19 protein-coding genes are annotated in these 23,212 nt (G+C 51.4%); 6 read left to right on the plus strand and 13 right to left on the minus strand.

All coding sequences use genetic code 11. The features are described 5' to 3' along the window. Nucleotides 1-54 precede the first annotated feature (54 nt). On the minus strand, nucleotides 55-294 hold the full coding sequence (gene cor, locus B4923_RS21330) for a phage exclusion lipoprotein Cor (protein WP_109054931.1): 240 nt from the start codon (nucleotides 292-294) through the stop codon (nucleotides 55-57). Between the two features lie 789 nt (nucleotides 295-1,083). Here cor and B4923_RS13745 point away from each other — a divergent pair. Further along, nucleotides 1,084-2,142 (plus strand): malate/lactate/ureidoglycolate dehydrogenase, encoded by a 1,059-nt coding sequence (locus tag B4923_RS13745; RefSeq protein ID WP_109054932.1) that lies wholly within the window; start codon nucleotides 1,084-1,086, stop codon nucleotides 2,140-2,142. Between the two features lie 59 nt (nucleotides 2,143-2,201). Then, complete coding sequence (locus tag B4923_RS13750) at nucleotides 2,202-2,897, plus strand: extensin-like domain-containing protein (protein ID WP_109054933.1); 696 nt, start codon at nucleotides 2,202-2,204, stop codon at nucleotides 2,895-2,897. 24 nt (nucleotides 2,898-2,921) lie between these two features. Here B4923_RS13750 and B4923_RS13755 read toward each other — a convergent pair whose 3' ends face one another. The 4 genes from B4923_RS13755 to yebS all read right to left on the minus strand — a co-directional run bounded on the left by B4923_RS13755 (nucleotide 2,922) and on the right by yebS (nucleotide 8,803). Beyond that, nucleotides 2,922-3,113 (minus strand): YdfD/YebW family protein, encoded by a 192-nt coding sequence (locus tag B4923_RS13755; protein WP_109054934.1) that lies wholly within the window; start codon nucleotides 3,111-3,113, stop codon nucleotides 2,922-2,924. A gap of 231 nt (nucleotides 3,114-3,344) precedes the next feature. After that, nucleotides 3,345-4,796 carry a 16S rRNA (cytosine(1407)-C(5))-methyltransferase RsmF gene (gene rsmF / locus B4923_RS13760; protein ID WP_109054935.1) on the minus strand — a complete coding sequence of 484 codons (1,452 nt, stop codon included), beginning with the start codon at nucleotides 4,794-4,796 and terminating at the stop codon, nucleotides 3,345-3,347. Between the two features lie 106 nt (nucleotides 4,797-4,902). Next, the gene (locus B4923_RS13765) at nucleotides 4,903-7,536 is read right to left on the minus strand and encodes a PqiB family protein (RefSeq protein WP_109054936.1); all 2,634 of its coding nucleotides are present in this window, start codon (nucleotides 7,534-7,536) and stop codon (nucleotides 4,903-4,905) included. After that, complete coding sequence (gene yebS, locus B4923_RS13770) at nucleotides 7,487-8,803, minus strand: membrane integrity lipid transport subunit YebS (protein WP_109054937.1); 1,317 nt, start codon at nucleotides 8,801-8,803, stop codon at nucleotides 7,487-7,489. Before yebS ends, B4923_RS13765 begins: the two co-directional genes overlap by 50 nt. A 345-nt stretch (nucleotides 8,804-9,148) precedes the next feature. Here yebS and B4923_RS13775 point away from each other — a divergent pair, with 345 nt between their 5' ends. The 3 genes from B4923_RS13775 to prc all read left to right on the plus strand — a co-directional run bounded on the left by B4923_RS13775 (nucleotide 9,149) and on the right by prc (nucleotide 12,521). After that, complete coding sequence (locus B4923_RS13775; protein WP_109054938.1) at nucleotides 9,149-9,655, plus strand: GAF domain-containing protein; 507 nt, start codon at nucleotides 9,149-9,151, stop codon at nucleotides 9,653-9,655. Between the two features lie 84 nt (nucleotides 9,656-9,739). After that, the gene (gene proQ / locus B4923_RS13780; RefSeq protein WP_109054939.1) at nucleotides 9,740-10,474 is read left to right on the plus strand and encodes an RNA chaperone ProQ; all 735 of its coding nucleotides are present in this window, start codon (nucleotides 9,740-9,742) and stop codon (nucleotides 10,472-10,474) included. A gap of 19 nt (nucleotides 10,475-10,493) precedes the next feature. Next, a complete protein-coding gene (prc, locus tag B4923_RS13785; protein ID WP_109054940.1) occupies nucleotides 10,494-12,521 on the plus strand; it encodes a carboxy terminal-processing peptidase in 2,028 nt (675 codons plus the stop codon). 127 nt (nucleotides 12,522-12,648) lie between these two features. Here the strand turns inward: prc and potD are convergent, their stop codons facing one another. The 4 genes from potD to potA all read right to left on the minus strand — a co-directional run bounded on the left by potD (nucleotide 12,649) and on the right by potA (nucleotide 16,555). Next, on the minus strand, nucleotides 12,649-13,692 hold the full coding sequence (gene potD, locus B4923_RS13790) for a spermidine/putrescine ABC transporter substrate-binding protein PotD (protein WP_109054941.1): 1,044 nt from the start codon (nucleotides 13,690-13,692) through the stop codon (nucleotides 12,649-12,651). A gap of 130 nt (nucleotides 13,693-13,822) precedes the next feature. Then, nucleotides 13,823-14,599, minus strand: a complete 777-nt coding sequence (gene potC / locus B4923_RS13795; protein WP_109054942.1) for a spermidine/putrescine ABC transporter permease PotC — start codon at nucleotides 14,597-14,599, stop codon at nucleotides 13,823-13,825. Further along, nucleotides 14,596-15,456 (minus strand): spermidine/putrescine ABC transporter permease PotB, encoded by an 861-nt coding sequence (gene potB, locus B4923_RS13800; RefSeq protein ID WP_109054943.1) that lies wholly within the window; start codon nucleotides 15,454-15,456, stop codon nucleotides 14,596-14,598. Before potB ends, potC begins: the two co-directional genes overlap by 4 nt. After that, the gene (gene potA / locus B4923_RS13805; RefSeq protein ID WP_109054944.1) at nucleotides 15,440-16,555 is read right to left on the minus strand and encodes a spermidine/putrescine ABC transporter ATP-binding protein PotA; all 1,116 of its coding nucleotides are present in this window, start codon (nucleotides 16,553-16,555) and stop codon (nucleotides 15,440-15,442) included. The genes potB and potA overlap by 17 nt, the downstream gene beginning before the upstream one ends. A 420-nt stretch (nucleotides 16,556-16,975) precedes the next feature. Between potA and pepT the strand changes: the two genes are divergently transcribed. Beyond that, nucleotides 16,976-18,211 carry a peptidase T gene (gene pepT, locus B4923_RS13810; RefSeq protein ID WP_109054945.1) on the plus strand — a complete coding sequence of 412 codons (1,236 nt, stop codon included), beginning with the start codon at nucleotides 16,976-16,978 and terminating at the stop codon, nucleotides 18,209-18,211. Nucleotides 18,212-18,294: 83 nt separating this feature from the next. Here the strand turns inward: pepT and B4923_RS13815 are convergent, their stop codons facing one another. The 4 genes from B4923_RS13815 to purB form a co-directional block, all read right to left on the minus strand. Continuing rightward, complete coding sequence (locus tag B4923_RS13815; RefSeq protein WP_109054946.1) at nucleotides 18,295-19,416, minus strand: ribosomal protein uL16 3-hydroxylase; 1,122 nt, start codon at nucleotides 19,414-19,416, stop codon at nucleotides 18,295-18,297. 68 nt (nucleotides 19,417-19,484) lie between these two features. Further along, nucleotides 19,485-20,939: a two-component system sensor histidine kinase PhoQ gene (gene phoQ / locus B4923_RS13820; protein WP_109054947.1), complete on the minus strand. Its 1,455-nt coding sequence runs from the start codon at nucleotides 20,937-20,939 to the stop codon at nucleotides 19,485-19,487. After that, nucleotides 20,932-21,624, minus strand: a complete 693-nt coding sequence (gene phoP / locus B4923_RS13825; RefSeq protein WP_109054948.1) for a two-component system response regulator PhoP — start codon at nucleotides 21,622-21,624, stop codon at nucleotides 20,932-20,934. The genes phoQ and phoP overlap by 8 nt, the downstream gene beginning before the upstream one ends. Before the next feature lie 152 nt (nucleotides 21,625-21,776). Further along, nucleotides 21,777-23,147 (minus strand): adenylosuccinate lyase, encoded by a 1,371-nt coding sequence (gene purB / locus B4923_RS13830; protein ID WP_109054949.1) that lies wholly within the window; start codon nucleotides 23,145-23,147, stop codon nucleotides 21,777-21,779. Between the last annotated feature and the right edge of the window lie 65 nt (nucleotides 23,148-23,212).

The following is a 23,212-nucleotide window of genomic DNA, read 5'->3' on the forward strand; positions in this document are numbered from 1 at the left end:
ATTGTTGGCTTGTTAACTGAGCGGGGGAACGCCCGGACTCAGGGCGTTCGGTGGTTAATTAAAATTAGCCCTATACTCTGATAGGTCAGTGAATTTCGATTTGGAAACCCATGTGTATTTGAACGAGTCACCTACTAAATATCGAGTGTCTCGTAACTCCTGCCTTTTATCATAAATTGGCTGGTCATACACATGACGCCCAATCTCTATTTTTCCCCAACAGACGGGCGGTTTAGTTTCGGTGCAGGCTGTAGTCAATAAAGGGAAGGCAAACAAACAGAGATATTTCTTCATAAATAATTTCCATACGCATTATCTATTTTGTTCCATACGTTTTTATAAACCACACAGTTGCATTTTATTTCAACCAGTTGCGAATACACATGATCGGCGTCAGTAAAAAACAGAAATCCGGTTTGAGTGAACGAGAGTTTCCCGAATTTCCCGAAATACGTCATAACTATTCAGGTTTTTTTACTTAACGATATGACGGATGTAAAAAAGCCCACCTGTGTACATTTTATAAACGTTTATACAGATCAATTCTTCGTTATTGATCGGTTATGGCGTTCAATGTGTTGTCAAATAGAGAGATTAATTATTAGTTTGCTAATTTTATAAAAAAAACTCCAATTCCGTAAAATTGGAGGCGTCAAAGTCGACTAACACCAGGGAAACATGTAGTTAATTTTAAAGATAGCAGTGTAATAAAAAGATTCCAGTCTCAAAATGATTTTTATAACCATAAGAAATTCAATGTTGGGCTAGTTCATATCCGGGGGGGATAAATAAGCTTTGTGCAAAGAGGGGATAAAAACTCACTTTTCCAGATGGTAAATAATTCCGTAATGTAATAATAACCATTAAAAATAATAATCCACCGGTACGAGGGGGAATTTCATCTCTATCACCAATGAACTTATTTATACAGCGTCGCGGTGCCGTTGGTTAATGGATATCGGATAGACGGCATTTCTCATTCAAAAAAATTGTCTATTTTCTGTTGTGCCATCCTATGGCGTTACGCAGTAGGATAAAGAAAGGTAAAAAAGTATTCATGAACATAAAACGAAAGGAATAACTATGCAGATATCAGCACGTCGCTTAGCCACGGTCACTCAGGCATTGTTACAAAAAGTTGGCTGTGAGGAGGCTGAGGCTACCTGTGTCGCCGAGCATCTGGTTGCCGCCAACCTGAAAGGACATGATAGCCACGGGGTTGGCATGCTGCCGCATTATGTGAGCTTTATTCACGATGAAATTATGCATCCGAACACGCCAGCCCGTTTATTGCGCGATGGGGGCGCGGTACTGCAATTCACCGGCGATCGCGGGTTTGGGCAGCGTACGGGTAAAGAAGCGATGCAGGCGGCGATTGAGCGGGCGAAAACCACCGGCGTGTGTTTAATGACGCTGTCATCTACCTGCCACCTTGGGCGAATTGGAACCTATGGTGAGATGGCCGCCGCCGCCGGGATGGTGTCGATCCATTTCGTCAACGTCAACGATCTGGACCCGATTGTCGCTCCCTGGTGTGGCAGCGAAGCGCGTTTCGGCACTAACCCTATTTGTATCGCGTTCCCGAAGAGCGAACACAATGCTGCATTTGTGCTCGATTTCGCCACCAGTATTGTGGCGCTGGGAAAAACTCGCGTCGCTTATCTGGCGGGTAAAAAGTTTGATGAAGACGTGATGTTGGATAGTCATGGCCGGTCGACCAATGACCCCAGCGTCATGTGGGAAGGGGAAACGCATGGCGCATTGAAACCCATTGCCAGACATAAAGGCGGTGGGCTGATTATCGCGGCGGAAATGCTGGCGGGCCTGTTATCCGGCGGCGGCACGATTCAACCGGAGAATGAACGGCATGGCGCCATTGTAAACAATATGACCACTATCGTGATCGATCCTTCCTGCATGGTATCCATGACGTGGCTACAGCAGGAATATGATGCCATGCTTGACTATGTCCGCTCTTCCCGGGCGCCGGATCCTGATCAACCGATTCTGATTGCCGGCGAACCAGAAATCAGAACCAAAGCGCAGCGCGAAGCGGAGGGTATCGAACTGTCCGATCAGGAATGGCAAAAGATTGTTGAAGCGGGCGTGTTTTTGGGTATGAGCCCGGATGAGTTTGTGTGATGTGGCGCGCATGCTACGGGATCGTGCCGGAGAAGATTTGAACCGGAGGAGGTGGCGTAGTGCGAGGATTGTTGGTTAGTCTGATTATTCTGGGGGGCCTGATTGTTTTCGCTCCCTGGCTCCTGCGCCACCTTCCGCCTGGTTATGATCCGTTTTCGACGTTGTCGGTTGACGATCCGCCAACTTTTGTTACCCGATACAAGCTGAGGCAACTGGCGAGTAACCCTGAAGAATGCCTGACGGTATTGGCACAGGCGCAAGAGAAAGGGCGAATCACCTTTTCAGCGGTGAATGATGTGAAAGGGCAATGTCCGCTATCCTCGCCTGTACGCGTACAGCGTTTTGGCGCGGTCGGACTCAGTACCAGCTTTCTGGCCAGTTGCCCGCTGGCGCTGAGCAGCACGATGTTTGTTATGCAATCGGCTATTCCGCAAGCGTCGCTGTTGGGAACCTCGCTGATTCGGATTGACCATGTCGGTAGTTATGCCTGTCGAAATATTTACCATCGTCCCGAAGGGCGATTAAGTGAACATGCTACGGCGGATGCCGTGGATATTGTTGGTTTTCGTCTGGCTGACGGCCGTCAGATCAGCGTATTGAACCAATGGCCGGAAAATAATGAACGCGGGGACTATCTGCGGGCCACCTTCAGGGATAGCTGCCGTTTTTTTGGCAATTCACTGGGGCCAGAATATAACGCGGCACACGCAAACCATTTTCATCTGGGTATGAGAGGTTTTGGCGTGTGCCGATGACGCCGATTGAACGGGCGCAGAGGATTAAAAATCGGTGTATTCCTGTGCCGGTATCCAGAAACCGTCGATAAATTCTTCAATAGGGTAACATCCCGCGCGGCGTAAACGTTGCTCGTCCATGGCCCGCAGGCATTGTGCTTCCGTGTTGTAGGCACCGGCCACCAGTTCATCACAGCCATGCCCGAGGTAACAAACAAATATCACCAGTGCAAACATGATGTCCTCAACCTTCCGATGTTATATCCGCCATTTTTAAAGCCGCAAGGGGCCTGCTACCCGTTTTTCCGCATCTTGAAACCGCCTGGGTATCTATCATTCAATGCCACGGTTATTTCCTGATACGCTACTGGCAATTGTAGATGAAAACGCTGGAGAAGTGAGGATACTCGCGTTTATCAGGTGGTTTTATCACCACCTGATAAACGCGGGGGCAGTTGAGAACGTTGTTTAGTGACGATCCGAGCCGGCAGAGCCGGCGCCATCTCGAACCAGATCGCGCGGCAGGTTGTTTTTGATCCGGCTGCCAATACGCTTGGCAAGACCAACAGGACAATTCTGATAGGTGAGCAGCAGTTCATTCGCAACGGGAAGGTGGTCCGGATAGCTGTCCTTGCCCTGAAACCATTCACTGGCCTGTTGGGGTGTCAGCGCATAACCGTGGCGGGCATCGTTTTTTGCCAGGGCAATGACGGCTTCATGCTGCCAGCGATAGCCTTTGGGAAAGCGTTCCGCCAGTTTGACGCCGATCCGCGAGAATTTGATGTTGCCAAACGCAGTGATCAGCGTGGTGGGGAAAAGCCAGATTTCACTGTCGCGCTGCCATAGCTGGTGTTGATTGCGGTCCCATGTCAGACCTTGCTTCTCTGCCGCCTGCATCATCAACGTTGCCTCTTTGGCATTCAGCGGCGAAAACGGAAACTTACCGACTTTATAGCCCGGAGCGGGGAGTGGCGGTACGCTGGCTGTTTTCCTCAGGCGTGCGACAAAGAATCCTTCGCTGTCATAGATTTGCGGAAAAACATGTAAAAACCCTTCTTCGGTGGCGGCCTGTGATGCATTCAGGAAGAGCTCGGCTAACGACTCGAATTCGCAAGCGTTGGGAAACTGCTGTTGTAACCAGTGGCAAACCTGCTGATTTTCCTGTGTGTTCAGCGTACAGGTCGAGTAGATCATGACGCCGCCGGGCTTTAACGCATGGAAGGCACTCAAAATCAGATCGCGCTGGGTAGCGGCGATGCTGACAATGCTTTCCGGCGACCAGTGACTCATGGCGGCCGGATCTTTGCGAACCACGCCCTCGCCAGAGCAGGGCGCATCCAGCAGAATGGCATCGAAATACTCGGGTAAGGCCGCGCCAAACACCCGGCCATCGAAATGAGTGATAGCCGTATTGCTCACGCCGCAGCGGCTGATGTTGGCATGCAGCACTTTGACCCGGCTGGCGGAGTATTCATTGGCGATAATACCGCCCTGATTATTCAGTCGGGCTGCAATTTGTGTTGTTTTGGAACCGGGGGCGGCGGCAACGTCCAGAACCTTTTGTGGCATCGCGTGGCCATGGAGCAAAGCGCTGACCGGCAGCATCGAACTGGCTTCCTGAATATAAAAAAGGCCGCTCAGATGTTCCAGCGTATTGCCCAGCCGAATACTTTCATCGTCTGCATTTGACAGCCAAAAGCCCTCTTCGCACCAGGGGATCGGTTCAAGCTGCCATTGATAGGGTTCAACCAGTCGCAGGAAGGCTTCGATGCTGATTTTTAACGTATTGACACGGATGCTACGGCGCAACGGTCGTTGGCAGGCGGCAATAAAATCATCCATCGAAAGCTGGGCGGGCATGATCGCCCGCGTTGCATCAAGAAATTCAACAGGTAAATTGGCCGGAGTCTGTTTAGCCACGCGGGATGTCCCATTACAGCGATAAAGAATAAGTGGCGGAGTTTACCATAAAAATGATTTTACCAAATGGGTCAGGCAGGGGCAGTATCACTGCCCCTGATAGCGTTTAGTTTGACGGAATTGCCGTTCCCCATTGACGCCACTCTTTCGGCTCTTCGTTGCGCAACAGGAAATGTTTGCCTTCCTGCGCCTGCGGTGATAATGGAGTGGTGGCCGGCGTCGCGAACGCGATACCTCCACGGATAAACTGCTGGAATGTGCCGCTTTTTATCACGCCGCCGGTTAACCCGAACTGTAGGTTATAGCCAGAAGCCAGCCAGAATACGGAATTGTCTCTTACCAGATGCTGGTAACGTTTACTGATGCGTAATGCAACGGAAATGCGATCGGAGAGTATCCCCAGCGATAAACCGGTGACCGTTCCCACCTCAATACCCCTGAATAACACCGGCGTTCCCACCTGTAGCGCGCCAGCTTCTGGCGCATCCACGCTGATATTTAATCCATCCTGATAGCGTGAATCGGAAATGGTTGCTTGCTGTAGTTCAAAACTGCGAGTGACGCTGCCACTGCCCGGTTCAACATTGATATAAGGCTGGAATAATGTTTCCAGATGATTCACGCCGGCCGCTGAAATTTCCGGTGTCACCACGGAAAAACGCGTACCTGAACGGGCGAAATTACGCACATATTCGGGATAAAGCACCGCTTGTACCCAGACTTCATTACGCTGCTCGGACAGTTTCAGTGAATCAAGCTGACCGATATCGATACCCAGATAGCGAATAGGCATTCCCGGCGACAGCTTGCTGGCATCGTAAGTACGAAGGATGATGCGGCTGCCGACCGCACGGGCTGCTGTCTCATTATTGTAGAGGACGCGTTTACCGCCTTTGATTTCAGGCGCGCCTTGGAGGTTATCAAAGCTGATGGCGCCTTTCAGCGCACGATTGAGCGGCGATGCCTGCACGGTTAAACCCGACGTATTCAACTGTACGCGCGCGCCGCCCTCGGCCCAGAACACACTGTTATCGGTCAGCAGCTTACGGTGTTCCGGACGAATATAGACATCGACTTCAAAATAATTTGCTTTGGGCCGGACGTGCATGATTTCACCCACCTCAAACTTACGGTAGAGCACAATCGAACCATCCTGAATATCAGGCAGGCTGTCCGTCACTAATGTAAGGGTCGGCGAGGGGGTCGTTCCACGAATGCCTTCCTGTGCTTTTTCGAGATCGCTGAAAAGCGGATAACTCGTCAGGATGTCACCTTTGGTGCCAGGCAGTACCTGAATTCCTCCGCTTACCCATTCCTGCGCACTGGCGCCCAGCACCTGTATGCCGTCCAACCCCACTTTAACGTTCACCCGGCTGTTGACGATGAACTTACTGTCCTTATGCAACAGATGACGATACTGTGGCTCGATCACCAGAGTGAAAGTGACGCCTTGTTCATCCAGCGTGCGCTTAACAATTTGACCAATTTGTACGCCGTGCAGCAAAACAGGCTGTCCACTGTCGATGCCATAGCTTTGAGCCGCGTTCAACTGTATGGCGAGGGCGCCAGGCTGCGACAACGGCTGTTGGCTGCTGTCCAGCACCTCAAAATGTTGCCGGGGGCCGCCTTCTCCGGGGATCAACGTCAGCGTCGGCCCGTTGAGCAGTCGGGAAATGTTCAGATCGTTAAGCGATAGTTTGGGTTTGGTCAGTTCAATGCGTGTGCCTTCACGCATCAGGGAAACCACGGCGGGATCGATAATCAGTTCGCCATTGACCCGCGGGCTGTCGGGGATCAGGGTGATTTTGTTCAACGTTCCGACCTCCAGGCCCTGATACATCAGCGGCGTACGGCCTTCGGCCAGCCCGTCTCCTGACGGCAATTCAAGCGTTATCACCACCCCGCGCTGACTTTGCGCCAGATCGGGATATAAACGGTAGGATTGTTCGGCGCTGGCTATTTCACCGCTTTCCGGGGAATCGAATGCAATCGCGCCGTTGACCAGCGCGGACAGATTTTCCATTTCAACTTTGGCGCCGCTAAAGCTGATATCCGCATTGAAACCGGACACGTTCCAGAAACGGCTGTCCTTTTTCACCAGATTGGTAAAGCGTCGCTCAATCAGAACGTCGATCGTCACACCGTGGTGATCTTGCGAAACCGTATAGTCATACACTCTTCCCACCGGAATTTTGCGGTAATAGACCAGCGAGCCGTTATTCAGTGAACCTAAATCATCGGCCCGCAGGTGAACTAACAGCTCACCGGTATTCACCCGATATTTGGGTTGCGTATCCAGGGCGGAAAAATGTGACTGCGGTTCGCCTGACCCCGGCATCATGCCAATATAGTTGCCGCCGACCAGCGCATCGAGGCCGGAGACGCCGGCTAGGGAGGCTTTGGGCGTTACCAGCCAGAATTGCGTACCGGTCCGTAGGGCATCGGCCATGTCGCTTTTAATGCTGGCCTCGACCTGAATGGTGCGCAGATCGTCACTGAGCTTAATATCTTGCACGGTGCCGACTTCAACCCCCTGATAACGAACTGGCGTGCGCCCGGCGACAATGCCGTCCGCGGAGACGAAATCAATCGTGACAGTCGTTCCACGCTCCTTTTGATTGGTATAAACCAACCAGCCGGCAATCAGTAGCGCAATTAACGGCAGCAGCCAGAAAGGAGAAAACCGACGTTTATTCTTCACTGTTGCCTGGCTTGATATCTCGGGTTTGTTGTCTTGCATCGTTATCCCACATCAGTCGGCTATCCAGCCATTCAACGGCCAGGATAGTTAGCACCACCGCCGCCCCAAAATAAAAAGCGGCGGGCCCCATCGTAAAAGCGAGTAGTTGATCGCGGTTGACGAGCGACATCGTCAGCGCAATGACAAATAAATCCAACATGGACCAGCGCCCGATCCAAGCAATCATACGCAATAGCCGCATTCTGGCCATGATGCCGTTTTCTACCCGGAAATGAATACTGAGCAACAGACCAAACAGCACAACGACCTTGGTAAAAGGCACCAGAATACTGGCGATAAATACCACCAGTGCCACCGGAATATTGCCGGATGCCAGCGAGAGAATACCGGAAAAAATGGTGTCTTCGGTACGAACGCCGTTCACATAGATAATCGAGATAGGCAGCAGGTTGGCTGGAAACAGAAAAATGACCGATGCAATCAGGGCGGCCCAGGATTTTTGCAGGCTATGCCGCCGCCGCAACCGCAAAGGGACATGGCAACGCGGGCAGCGTCCCTGATTATCGGGTGAACTGGTAAAGTGGCAGGCGATACAAATTCGATAGCGTTCTGGTGAAATAACCGGACGCAGGCGGGGGTAAAAACGCTGCCACAACTGGTCGGTATTCAGATGAATCAGCGTCAGGACGCTCAATGCCATTAGCGCCAGAAACGCAATCAAGCCGTGCCCCGGCTCGACATCGGCAAATTCCCGGACTTTGATGGCGGCCACGGCCATCCCCACCAGATAGATATCCAGCATCATCCATTCTTTCAGCCTGTCCAGCATCAGCAGGATAGGACGCAGGTTCATGCCGATACGCGGCGCAAAGAACAGATACAACAGCGCGAAAACCAGCGTCAGCGGAACGCCGACGGTACAAAAGGCCACCATGCTTGCCGTTACCGGGTTTCCCTGGCGGGTAATCTGCCAGATGCCTTCAAACAGGCTGGCATTGATGGAGACGCCAAGCAACCGAATGCTGATTAACGGTTCGGTAAAAGCAAACGGCATGAGAACCAGCATGGCAACGGCCATGGCGGTCAGCCGGGAGATGGGCCAGTCGAGCCCCGAACTGACTTTGGCATCGCAGCGCGGGCAGTTGGCCGTCTGGTTGCGCTTGAGTCCGGGTATCATAAAGAGCGCATCGCACTCCGGACAGCGATGGTAACGCGCCATGGTCTGCGATGACGCCGTAATGCCGTCCACCAGCGGCGGTCTGGAAGACGGAAAAGGGGCAGGACTGATTATGTGATGTATCTTCATATTTCCTGCTGTCAGGTGAACAGACACAATTTTAGTGTATCAGCTACTGGCGCATAACCGAACGGTGCCATAGCGTAACTGAATGATGCCTGACATAAAACGAGGCTACACTTTATTTATGCGGTTTATGGCTATGAGAAAAAGACATATAGCGGATAAGATACGCGGTTGCGATATTGATATGGTGTTCGGCGCATAAATAGCACATTATGCACGTTGCCTGCATGGTAATGCGGAGAATTCCGGGCGCGGATGAATAAATCTTGTGGCATCCTGTAGCGGGTATTTTCGTATTATGATTTATGCTGTTATCTGTCTGAACTGAAAAGACACCTACATATTATTATGAATAAACAAGAATTTTATAAGGATTTAACCCGTGATCTATCATCGCTGATCGCGGGAGAAAACCGTTTTATAACAATACTATCAAACAGTAGCGCATTACTGTTTGAGCGTTTGGATGGGGTTAACTGGGCTGGTTTTTATCTACTGGAAAACGATACGCTGTTCCTGGGACCTTTTCAGGGACGGGTTGCTTGTGTCCGTATTCCGGCGGGTAAAGGCGTATGCGGTCGGGCGATCGCGGAAAATCGAATCCAGCGCGTAGATGATGTGCATGCCTTTCCCGGTCATATTGCCTGCGATGCAGCAAGTAACGCTGAAATTGTCCTGCCGCTGATAGTCAGCGGTCGATTGATCGGTGTTTTAGATATTGATAGCACGATTTATCAACGGTTTGACGCGGATGATGAAGAGGGTCTTAAAGCCGTGGTGAACGTACTTTGCGCACAACTTGAAGAGAGCGATGTGCTGACTTTTATCAATTCTCTCACGTTGAGACAAGGATAACGTAGCAATTGCTGATGGCGTCATTATAATGACGCCTGTTCATGCCTGCGCCGGTTGGCAAACCCGTTGTAATCAGGAAATTTCATGGAAAATCAACCTAAGTTGAACAGCAGTAAAGAAGTCATTGCCTTTTTGGCAGAGCGATTCCCGCTTTGTTTCACTACTGAGGGTGAAACCCGCCCGTTAAAGATCGGTATATTTCAAGATCTTGTTGAGCGTGTGCCGGAATCAGATAACGTGAGTAAAACGCAATTGCGTTCTGCATTGAGGCTCTATACCTCAAGCTGGCGTTACCTGTACGGCGTTAAATTGGGCGCTCAGCGCGTGGATTTGGATGGAAATCCATGCGGCGAGTTGGAACAGCAGCATGTCGATCATGCCCGTAAGCAACTGGAAGAAGCGAAAGCCCGGGTCCAGGCGCAGCGTGCTGAGCAACAGGCTAAAAAACGCGAAGCCGCCGGGGAATCCGCCGAATCCGCCCGTACCCCACGTCCTCAGGGAAAGAGCGCGCCGCGTCGTGACCGTGATGGTGCCAACACTGCACCGCGTAAATCACGTCAGCCTTCGTTCCGCCAGCCGACGTCATCTGCTCAGCAACCCGCCAAAGCGCAGCCACGGCAGGCCAAACCAGTCGCCAGCGAGCCTCAGCGTGTTGCGGTTACGGATGTTTCCAAACTGCAAATCGGTCAGGAAATCAAGGTCAGAGCCGGCAAAGATGCCATGGATGCCACTGTGCTTGAGATTGCCAAAGGTGAAGTCAGGGTTCAGTTGGCTTCAGGTCTGGCAATGATTGTGCGCGCAGAACATTTGCAGTTCTGATACGGAGGCCAACCTGGGCATGAACAATTTAGTCAGAATGACCGCCATTGCGGGTTTGCTGTTGACAGGCGTCAGTTTTGCAAATGTAAATGCAAATGAAAATATTACACGCGCTGAGCAAATTCCTCAGCTTCAGCAGGAACCTCAGCATGCAACGGTAAGCGATCGCGTTGCGTCACGTTTCCTGCGCTCCCATTATCGTCAGTTCATGCTGGACGATCAGTTCTCCGAAAAGATTTTCTCCCGCTATCTCAATATGCTCGACTACAGCCACAATGTGTTGCTGGCATCGGATATTGCGCAGTTTTCCAATAAGAAAACGCAGCTGGGCGAGGAGATCAAATCAGGTAAGCTGGATATCCCTTATGCGCTTTATAATCTGGCGCAAAAAAGACGTTTTGAACGTTACCAATACGCGTTGTCGTTACTGGAAAAGCCGATGGACTTTACCGGCAACGACACCATCGATCTTGACCGCAGCAAAGCGCCCTGGCCGCAAAATGCGGGGGAGCTTAATCGGTTATGGGATGCCAAAGTCAAGTATGACTGGCTGAGCCTGAAACTGACCGGCAAAGATGACAAAGATATCAAAGAAACACTGACCAAGCGTTACCAGTTTGCGATTCGCCGTCTGGCGCAGAGCAACAGCGAAGATGTCTTTCAGTTGGTCATGAATGCTTTTGCGCGGGAAATCGATCCGCACACCAGCTATCTCTCCCCAAGGAACACCGAACAGTTCAATACTGAAATGAGCCTATCGCTGGAAGGTATTGGCGCGGTGTTGCAAATGGATGACGATTACACCGTGATTAACTCCATGGTACCCGGCGGTCCGGCTGCGAAGAGCAAAAGCCTCTCCGTTGGCGATCGGGTGGTGGGCGTGGGGCAAACCGGCAAACCGATGGTGGACGTTATCGGCTGGCGGCTTGACGATGTTGTCGCGTTGATTAAAGGACCGAAAGGCAGCAAGGTTCGCCTGGAAATTCTGCCAGCGGGTAAAGGAACGAAAACCCGGACGGTGACGTTGACGCGTGAACGCATTCGTCTTGAAGACCGCGCGGTGAAGATGTCGGTCAAGAATGTCGGCAAAGAGAAGGTTGGCGTACTGGATATCCCCGGTTTCTATGTCGGCCTGACGGATGACGTCAAAGTCCAACTACAGAAGCTGGAAAAACAGCATGTCAGCAGCATTGTTATCGATCTGCGCAGCAACGGCGGCGGCGCGCTGACGGAAGCGGTCGGTTTGTCCGGTCTGTTTATTCCGAGCGGTCCGGTTGTTCAGATTCGCGATAATAACGGCAAAATTCGTGAAGATAGCGATACTGACGGCATTGTGTATTACAAAGGGCCGCTGGTGGTGCTGGTAGACCGTTTCAGCGCATCCGCATCGGAAATCTTTGCGGCGGCGATGCAGGACTATGGTCGCGCGCTGATTGTGGGCGAGCCGACCTTTGGTAAAGGTACGGTACAGCAGTATCGCTCACTGAACCGCATTTACGATCAGATGTTGCGTCCTGACTGGCCGGCGTTAGGTTCTGTTCAGTATACGATTCAGAAATTTTATCGTATCAATGGCGGCAGCACGCAGATGAGAGGCGTCACGCCAGATGTGATGATGCCAACCGGAACGGAAACGGTGGATACCGGTGAGAAGTTTGAAGATAACGCGCTGCCGTGGGATAGCATTAAAGCCGCTAACTACACGAAGAGTGGCGATCTGAAACCGCTGATCGGTTCGCTGAACGAGCACCATCAGGAGCGGATTGCCAAAGATCCTGAATTCCAGTATGTCGCTCAGGATATCGCGCGCTATAACTCGACGAAAGACAAACGCAACACGGTGTCGCTCAACCTTGCTCAGCGTGAAAAGGAAAATGAAGACGACGAAGCGATGCGTCTGGGACGAATCAACGAGCGTCTGGCAAGGGAAGGTAAAAAACCGCTGAAGTCACTGGAAGATCTGCCAAAAGATTATCAGGCACCCGATCCTTACCTGGATGAAACGGTACACATTGCGCAGGATTTGGCGCAGGAGCAAAAAGAGTAAATCTCCCCGCGGTGTTGGCTTTTGCAACCCCCCCTTCTTCCCGGTGGAGGAAACTCACTAACACTGCTCCTCACTAACAATCCTCCCCTGCGAGGGGGAGGATTGAGATGGAGTAAGCATCAAAAGATTAACGACCCGCTTTCAACTGCTGGAAATAGGTTTCGTACAGCGTGCTGGCGCTGCCAACGTCGTTTTGCCACTCACCTTTATTGATTGTTTCTTCATCCGGATACAGCGTTTTGTCACCTGATACCTCGGCAGGCAGCAGTTTCTTTGCTGCAAGATTCGGTGTGGGGTAACCAATGGTCTCAGCGACCTGTGCGGCAATCTCGGGGCGCAACAGGAAGTTAATCATTTTCATCGCGCCATCGACGTTTTTAGCATTAGCCGGGATAGCCAGGCTGTCCATCCAGAAAATACCGCCTTCTTGCGGCCAGACCACATCCAACGGGGTGCCCGACTGACGGGCGACATACGCGGAACCGTTCCAGACCATTCCCAGATTCACTTCACCTTCCATAAACGGATTACCCGGATTATCGGAATTGAAGGTCAATACGTTAGGCATTAATTTCTTCAGTTCGTTATAGGCGGCTTCAATCTCTTTCGGATCGGTGGTGTTAGCGGAATAGCCCAGCTTACGCAGCGCAATCTGGAACACTTCGCGAGCGTCATCAGTCAGCAGCAGGCTATTTTTATACTTTGTGTCCCACAGATCGGCCCAGCGAGTGACGCTGGCCGGATCGATAACGTCACCGTTAACGCCAATTGCCGTTGCGCCCCAAATATAGGGGACGGAGTATTCGTTGTCAGGATCAAAGGATTTGTGCAACAGGTTCGGATCAAGATTGTGGAAGTTGTTGAGCTTGCTGGTATCAATCTTTTGCAGCATGCCCTCTTTGCTCATTTTGGAGATGAAATAGGTAGACGGCACGACCAGATCGTAGGCGCTGTCCTGATAGGTTTTCAGCTTGGCATACATGCTTTCGTTGGATTCATAGGTGGAATAAATCACCTTGATGCCCGTTTCCCTGGTGAACTGTTCCAGCAGTCCGGGCGGTACATACTCTGTCCAGTTATAGAAATAAAGGGTTTTACCGTCGTTGGCACTGGCGCTGTTAAGCCCCAAAGCCAGCGAACAGGCTGCCAGCAGATGTGACCACTTTTTCATATTGTTTATCTCCTTAAATGTCCCAAAGGATACGTACCGCTATTTTGAAACCTGTTGGGTATAAGTATTACAGGCTAGTGATTAAATGTGATTTCGTTTTCCTAATCCTGGTTTTGCCATGCATTCCCGATTATTTCCTGGTACGGTCGCGCAGGATCAGCTGACTGCTGAGAACCAAAAGTAACGATAACATGAGCAACATCGTCGCCAGCGCATTGACTTCCGGGGAAACCCCAACCTTGACCATCGAGTATATTTTCAACGGCAGAATTTCATACGTCGGACCGGTAACAAAAGACGATACGACCACATCGTCCATGGATAAGGTGAAACTGAGTAACCAACCGGCAGCAACCGCCGGCATGGCTAACGGCAGAATAATTTTTCGCAGAATAATGACTTCACTCGCGCCCAAATCGCGGGCCGCCTCCAGCATCCGAACATCGAATCCTTTCAGCCGCGAATAGACGGTTATCACGACGAAAGGCAGACAGAATGTAATATGAGAGAACAGCAGCGACCAGAATCCCAGTGAAATCCCCAACAGCATAAATAGCACCAGCAGGGAGATCGCCATGACGATATCGGGTGACATCATCACGACGAACAACATGCCGCTGACGAACGGTTTACCACGAAAGCGATAGCGATAGAGCGCGACGGCGGTCAGTGAGCCGATCAACGTGGCAAAGGTAGCGGAAAAAACCGCCATGGTCAGCGAATGCTGGGCGGCCTGCAACAGGCTGTCGTTGTTCAGCAGCCGGCGATACCAGTCCAGCGTAAAGCCTTGCCAGTTAATGCCGAAGCGTGCCTGATTGAAGGAGTTCACAATCAGAATAATGATAGGAATGTACAGATAGGCGTAGATGATGGACATAAATCCGCCACGCAACAGACGTCCAATCATGCCAGTTCCTCTTTCTTGTTCAGCAGGCGGGCCGTGCGGTAGTAGATAAACAGCAGTACCCCCATGATTAAGGTCAGGCAGATACTGGTCGCTGCGCCAAATGGCCAGTCACGAATGTTAAGGAACTGACTTTTGATGACATTACCAATCAACAGGTTTTTGGCTCCGCCCATCAGGTCTGCGACGAAGAACAGCCCCATTGCTGGCAGCAGCACCAGCAAACAGCCCGCAATGATCCCCGGCATGGTCAGCGGAATGACGATACGGATGAATGTCTGCCACTTGTTGGCGCCCAGATCGCGGGCGGCTTCGAGATACGCCTTATCCAGTTTCTCGATGCTTGAATAGAGCGGTAGCACCATAAAAGGCAGCAGGATGTAGATCAGGCCGAGCACCACCGCTTCGGAGGTGTACATAATGCGCAGGGGGCTATCAATGATGCCGGTCCACATCAGGAATTCATTCAAATGTCCGCGCGTGCTCAGAAATATCTTCAGCCCATAAATACGAATCAGTGAATTTGTCCAGAAAGGGACAATCAGCAAAAACATCATCAGCGGACGGATTCGTTCTGGCAGGCGGGCCAGAATAAAGGCGAAGGGGTAGCCCAGAATCAGGCAGCACAGCGTCGCGATCGCCGCCATATTCAACGAGTGCAGCAGAACCGAGGCATACATGGGATCGGCAAGACGGGCGTAATTGTCCAGCGTGAACACCAGACTGACCAGATCGGTATCGTCACGGGTCAGAAAACTGGTGCCGATAATCATCAGATTCGGCATGAAAACGAACAGCGTCAGCCAGGCGACAATAATTGTGATAATGGCGTTCTGAAAGCGTTTACGCGGCTTCTTCATCGTGCAGAACGACCTCCCAACTTTCGACCCAGGTCACGGCGACTTTCTGATCGAGCGAGTGATCAAAATCAGGATCGTCCTCATTGAAGAACTCACTGACCATCACCATTTTGCCGTTCTCAAGCTCAATGTTGGATTCCAGCGTCATGCCTTTGTAATTTCGCTCGCGCACGTACCCGATGATCCCCTCGGCCTGCGTGCTGTCATTGATTTCCTCCACCCGCAGGTCTTCCGGTCGCAGTAACACGTTGAGGTGCTGCCCGACGCTAACCGGGAAATTGACTGTAACCACGCACTCGTGTTCTTCCACACGAGCGCGTACCCGCTGTTCGTCAATCTGTTCTAACACGATGGCATCAAGCCTATTGATTTCACCGATAAAACTGGCCACAAACAGGTTCTTCGGCTCTTCATAGATTTCTCGCGGCGTACCGTCCTGCTCAATACGACCATCGCGCATCACCACGATGCGGTCAGACATGGTGAGCGCTTCTTCCTGATCGTGCGTCACAAAAATAAACGTAATGCCCAGCGTACGTTGCAGGGCTTTCAGTTCATTTTGCATCTGCTTGCGCAGCTTGTAATCGAGCGCCGAAAGCGGTTCATCCAGCAGCAGAACTTTCGGCTGATTAACGACCGCTCGGGCAATCGCCACGCGCTGCTGCTGGCCGCCGGAAAGTTGATGAGGGCGACGTTGCGCCAGACTGTCCAGTTGCACCATCTTCAGGGCTTCAATCACGCGCGGGGTAATTTCGGCCGCCGGCGTTTTCTGCATCCGCAGGCCGAAGGCAACATTGTCAAAAACGCTAAGGTGAGGAAATAGGGCGTAGCTTTGGAAAACGGTATTAATGTACCGCTGCTCGGCAGGCTGGTGGGTAATATCCTGTTTTTCTAATATAACATTGCCGCTATCTACGGTTTCCAGACCGGCGATCAACCGTAATACGGTGGTTTTACCACAGCCGGAGGGACCGAGAATGGTCAGAAACTCGCCGTTATTAATGGTGAGATTAAAGTGAGAAATGATGTCTTTGCCATCAAAATTTTTATGGACATCGATCAACTCGACGACCGGTGTAGCGCAAGCGTTATCTTTCATTAAGGTATTGCTCTGTTTCCAAGTATGGCGTGTCCACGGAAGATCCGCTGTGATGCATGCCAAGGGTTATCACCTTTCAGCCTACGAACTCAGTTGAGGGCGGCATTTTACGGGAAACGATGCTTAACGCCAACTTGTGTTGACATACTTCTGACCGGGAATCTGGATTACCTGATAAATGAGGGCGGGGGAATGATATCTGAATATTTCATGATTGTTCTTTTTTTGATGATAATCTGTGAAATATGGCCGGTGGGGCAGCGTCTTTGTCGTATTTTGCTACCTTGCAAACGACGCTGAATAGTGGAAATTACGGTTTTTCCGCTTCAGGACGCTAACACAGTAAAAACTGACCTGACGCAATATCTGCGTTGATAGCCATCCTCATAATGCAAAACAGGGCTCCAGAGGGCAATAGAGATGGATAAATTACTCGACAGGTTTTTAAATTACGTTTCTTTTGATACTCAGTCAAAATCCGGCGTTCGGCAGGTACCGAGTACAGAAGGACAACTCAGACTGGCGCGTGCTTTGCAACAGGAACTGCTGGAGTTGGGATTTGAACAGGTAACGCTTAGCAAACATGGCTGCGTGATGGCGACGCTGCCTGCGAATGTTGCCTGGGCGGTGCCGACCATCGGCTTTATTTCTCATATGGATACGTCGCCTGATTACACCGGAAAAAATGTTAATCCACAAATACTGGAAAACTATCGCGGCGGTGATATTGCGTTGGGGATTGGTGACGAGGTGTTGTCGCCGGTGATGTTCCCGGTGTTGCATCAACTGTTAGGCCATACGCTGATTACCACCGACGGCAAAACGCTGCTGGGTGCGGATGATAAGGCGGGAATTGCCGAAATTATCACGGCGATGATGCGATTGAAAAAACGTCAGGTGGCGCATGGGGAAATTCGCATTGCGTTTACGCCCGATGAAGAGATCGGCAAAGGGGCACAGTTCTTTGATGTGAAAGCCTTTAATGCGCAGTGGGCCTATACCGTTGATGGCGGCGGCGTTGGTGAACTGGAGTATGAAAACTTCAATGCCGCCTCGGTGACTGTAAAAATTGTTGGTAATAACGTGCATCCAGGCAGCGCCAAAGGCGTAATGGTGAATGCGCTGACGCTGGCGTCTCGTTTCCATCAGGAAGTCCCTGCCGATGAATCCCCCGAAAAGACCTCGGGTTATCAGGGTTTCTATCATTTGCACAGTGTCAAAGGTGTGGTTGAACGCGCGGAAATGCACTATATCGTGCGTGATTTTGAGCGTGCGGGTTTTGAACGACGCAAACAGAAGATGATCGAGATTGCCGAAAAAGTAGGGGCGGGTCTGCATCCCGATTGTTATATCGAGGTGACGATAACCGACAGCTATTACAATATGCGGGAACAGGTTGAGCAACATCCGCATATTATCGCGCTGGCGCAGCAGGCCATGCGGGATTGCGATATTGAACCGGTTCTCAAGCCGATTCGCGGCGGAACTGACGGCGCACACCTGTCGTTTCAGGGGTTACCGTGCCCGAATCTGTTTACCGGCGGATACAATTACCATGGAAAGCATGAGTTTGTGACGCTGGAAGGTATGGAGCAGGCGGTATCCGTCATCATGAGAATTGCCGAATTGACCGCCCAGCGGGCCAAACCACAGTAAGCCGGTTTTGTCGCGCGCTGTCGGCATAATTAAAAACCAAAGGCGGGGAAACCCCGCCTTATTTCTATGTATCATTCTGGAGATTAATCGGCGAAATACCAGTAGCCGCTGTTAACCAGAACGGTGAGCTGAGCCAGGAACGACGGATCGTCCAACGCTTCACCCAACATGGATGCATCAATGGCATAGTGCTCAGCCAGCGCGAATGCGGCCTGCTTGTGCGGCGTATCGATTTTTTCGCCGTTCACAAAACAGCAATCGCCGACGCACAGGACGCGTAACCCGCCCAGACGACGTAATTGCTCACCCTGTTGCAGATACTCGTAGATTTCACCCGCCTGATAAGGTGGTTCCGGCGGCGCGAGATCGAGCTCATGACGAGATTGAGAAATAAATTCACCAAACCAATTCTGGAAATGTTCTGGCTGCTGAACCAGCTCCAACATCATTTTCTGCAACTCGTCCATCTCCTGCGGCAGGATGGTCGCCGGGTGCTCACGCGAGGGAATTGACGGATCGCTGTAGCGGTAGCTGCCAAGTTCGCGGGAAAGCACATAATCAGCAAAACCACTCACCAACTCACGCGCATTCGGGGCACGGAAGCCCACGGAGTAGTTGAGCGCGTTTTCCAGCGAATAGCCTTCGTGCGGGAAACCGGGCGGAATATACAGAATATCGCCCGGTTCCATTTCTTCATCAATGATGGCATCGAACGGATCGACCTGTAGCAGGTCAGGATGAGGACAATGCTGCTTCATCGGGATCTTTTCGCCCACGCGCCAGCGGCGGCGTCCGGTGCCCTGAATGATGAACACGTCATATTGATCCAGATGAGGGCCAACGCCGCCACCGGGAACGGAGAAAGAGATCATCAGATCATCCATGCGCCAGTCCGGTAGCTGACGGAAAGGGCGCATCAGCGCAGCGGAAGGCTCGTGCCAGTGGTCGACGGCCTGAACCAATAGCGACCAGTTGGTCTCACCCAAATGATCGAAACTTTCAAAAGGACCGTGGCTGACCTGCCAGCGGCCATTGTTGTGGCTCACCAGACGGCTATCGACCTCATTTTCCAGTGCCAGACCTGCCAGTTCATCAGGAGAAATCGGATCAATGAAATTCGTGAAACCGTGTTTGATAATGACCGGGCGTTTTTGCCAGTAGCGTGCAAAAAAATCCTGCCAGTCGAGATTGAGCTGATAGTCCATACCATATTTCCCAGGAAACAAGAGGCTGGAAGCAATTATAGCGGAAGCGCCGTCAGCTGTACTGACTTTCACACCTCATTCTGAGCAAGATTCTGGCGGGAGAAGATGGCTTCCACCCGGGCGCCGCCCAGTTTGCTGTCGCTGATGAGGATCTCTCCCTGATATTGTTCAATAATTTCTGCGGCAACCGATAAGCCGATGCCCTGTCCGGGGCGTAACCGATCAGCGCGCTGCCCTCGCTGGAAAATGACTTCCCGTTTGCTGGCGGGAATGCCGGGACCATCATCGTCAATAATCAGATGAAGTTTATGGTCGGAATGCTGAGCGCTGATCTCGACGAATTCCAGACAGTATTTGCAGGCGTTATCCAGAATGTTGCCCAACACTTCCATAAAGTCGTTTTTTTCACCCACAAACGTGAGCTCGGGGGGGATATCCAGCGTCAGTACGACGCCTTTCCGCTGATACACCTTATTTAGCGCAGAACAAAGCCCGTCCAGCATAGCGGGCACGGAATGGACTTCCCGCATCAGCATATGGTGCTCCGAGCGGACGCTGGCGCGGTGCAGGTAGTAACCTATCTGCTGTGATATCCGGCTGATTTGGGCCAGCATAATTGGTTCTGCCTGATCGATGGTGATCTCTTTACCGGTACGTAATGCCCGCAGGGTGGTTTGTAACACCGCCAGCGGGGTTTTCAGACTGTGCGTTAAATCTGTCAGGGTGGTGCGATATTTGTGGTAACGCTGTCGTTCATTATTCAGCAGGATGTTCAGGTTTCTCACCAGACTGAGCATTTCCCGCGGAGGATTTTCATCCAGCTGTTCCCGCGTTCCGTTTTCCAGCTCGGCAATCTGCCTCACCAGGTGTTTGATCGGCCGCAAGCTCCAGTGAGCGGCCAGCCAGAGCAGGGGTAAAACCAGTATCAGGTTGGCCAGCAATACGTAGTTAAACCATTCCCAGACCACGTCTGCCTGCTGCAATTCCTGCGGAATTCTGTCAATGACGACAATCGTCAACTGGGGAAGATGTTCGGTTTGCGGGTAGACGTTCACCGCGATCGAGTGGGTAAGGGCATTGCTATGCACGTTGTTGAGCGCCCGCAGGCCATTCAGAAGCAGCGTATTGCCTGTTAGCACGGCGCTGCTGGTATCGCTGTCGGTATCCAGCTCATGGTAGGCGGTTTTTTGCAGCAATTCAGGTTTGATTAAGGCTTCGAGTTCGGGAACTTTCTTTTCACGCCAGAGAATATTTCCCTGCCGATCGTAAATCAGCACCAGCGTGGGGAAATTGATATCCACATCCGGGGGCGTCACGATGTTGAGCTGATTATCCCGCCACTGTGCCAGACTATAATACAGATTACTTTCACCCCGCAGCAGGCGGAAAGAGGTTTTATCAAAATTGACGCTGTAGCCGATAATGGCTACCACGCCGTAAGACAACGACAGAGCGAGGACGATAGCGGCTGTCGCCAGCAAAAAGCGAACGCGTAGTGAAAACGGCGGTTTCGGTTCACTCATTTTGCGTTTGATGGTTCTCAATGTCGAAACGGTATCCCTGACCACGGACCGTCGTGATGACGTCGGGTGATCCGGCGCTTTGTATTTTTTTGCGTAAACGCCCCATCAGTACATCAATGGTATGGCTTTCACGCAATTCTGCATCGGGATAGAGTTGCAGCATCAGTGATTCCTTGCTGACCACTTTACCGCTGTTACGAATCAGGGTCTCAATGATCGTGTATTCAAACGCGGTGAGCTTGACCAACGCGCCATGAATCATCAGCTCGCGTCGTGAAAGATCAATTTCAAACGGTGCGATGTTGATCACCTGTGACGCCAGCCCGCTGTTGCGGCGCATCAGCGCCTGTAAACGTGCGGCAACTTCTTCCATATGAAACGGTTTGGTGACGTAGTCATCCGCACCGGCTTCCAGCACGGCGACCTTATTCTGCCATCCTTCACGGGCGGTCAGCACCAGAATTGGCAATTTAACCTGCTGTGAACGCCAGCGTCGAATCAAGCTTATGCCGTCTTCATCAGGCAGGCCGAGATCCACAATCGCAATATCGGGCGTATTTTCATGTAAAAAATAGTCGGCTTCTTTCGCATCGGCGGCGGCATCAACCTGATGTCCCATTTCATTCATTTGAACGGTCAGATGGTGACGTAATAAAATATTATCTTCGATAACCAGAATGCGCACGGTTATTTCCTCTGTCAAACAGGCAAAATCAACCTGATGAAAAGATTAAACTATCCATAACGATAACAAACAAGGAGTAAACAGGTAATAAACGCAGGAATTGTTTGGCGGAAATAAAAGGCGGACGAGGTCCGCCTGAGCAACGATTTAGCTTATTTCAGTTCGTCGACCATTTTGATTGCGCGACCAATGTAGTTGGCCGGCGTCATGGCTTTCAAACGGGTTTTTTCTTCTTCAGGCAGCGCCAGACCGTCAATAAAGGCCTGAATGCCTGCGGCATCAACGCGCTTGCCGCGGGTCAGCTCTTTGAGCTTTTCATACGGCTTCTCAATGCCGTAGCGGCGCATCACGGTCTGAATAGGCTCGGCCAGCACTTCCCAGTTGTGATCCAGTTCGTCAGCGAGGCGATCGCGATTCACTTCCAGCTTGCTGATGCCTTTCAGGGTTGCCTGATAAGCAATCAGCGCATAGCCAACGCCCACGCCCAGATTACGCAGAACGGTCGAATCGGTCAGATCGCGCTGCCAGCGGGAAACCGGTAGTTTGCTGGCCAGGTGGCCCAGTACGGCATTCGCCAGACCCAGGTTGCCTTCAGAGTTTTCAAAGTCAATGGGGTTTACCTTATGCGGCATGGTAGAGGAGCCGATTTCACCCGCGATGGTTTTTTGCTTGAAGTGATTCAGGGCGATGTAACCCCAGATGTCACGGTCAAAATCGATCAGAATAGTATTGAAACGGGCAATGCAATCGAACAGTTCGGCGATGTAATCATGCGGTTCGATTTGCGTGGTATACGGGTTCCAGTTAATGCCCAGCGAGGTGACAAAACTTTCGCTGAACTGGTGCCAGTCAACTTCCGGATAGGCGGCGAGGTGAGCGTTGTAGTTGCCGACCGCCCCATTGATCTTGCCCAGAATATCTATCTGCTGAAGCTGTCGATATTGGCGCTCCATACGGTAAGTTACGTTGGCAAATTCTTTGCCGATGGTGGACGGCGTGGCCGGCTGACCGTGCGTGCGGGAAAGTAAAGGGATATCACGGTATTGATGAGCCAGATCGGCCAGCGCATCAATGATTTTGCGCCACTGCGGCAGAATGACATCGCGGCGTGCCGTATTCAGCATCAATGCGTGAGACAGGTTATTGATGTCTTCAGACGTACAGGCAAAGTGGATAAATTCGTTGACGGCGTGCAGCGCAGGCACCGACGCCACTTTCTCTTTCAGAAAATACTCAACGGCCTTAACGTCATGGTTGGTGGTGCGTTCAATGGTTTTAATGCGTTCGGCATCCTGCTCGCTGAATTCGGCGACAATCTGGTCAAGGAAAGCGTTTGCGTCACGATCAAATGCAGGAACTTCCCGGATTTCTGCACAGGCTGCCAGTTTTTGCAGCCAACGTACTTCAACCTGTACGCGGAACTTCAGCAGACCGAATTCGCTGAAAATCGTGCGCAACGTGCTGACTTTATCGCCGTAGCGTCCATCGATGGGGGAAACGGCGGTCAGTGAGGATAATTCCATTGCAAGCAACTCCTGAGATTGGTTTTAATAAAAATATTGAGAGACGGTTAGCATAAGTCGTAGCC

This window comes from Brenneria roseae subsp. americana, assembly GCF_003115815.1.
Lineage (GTDB): Bacteria > Pseudomonadota > Gammaproteobacteria > Enterobacterales > Enterobacteriaceae > Brenneria > Brenneria roseae.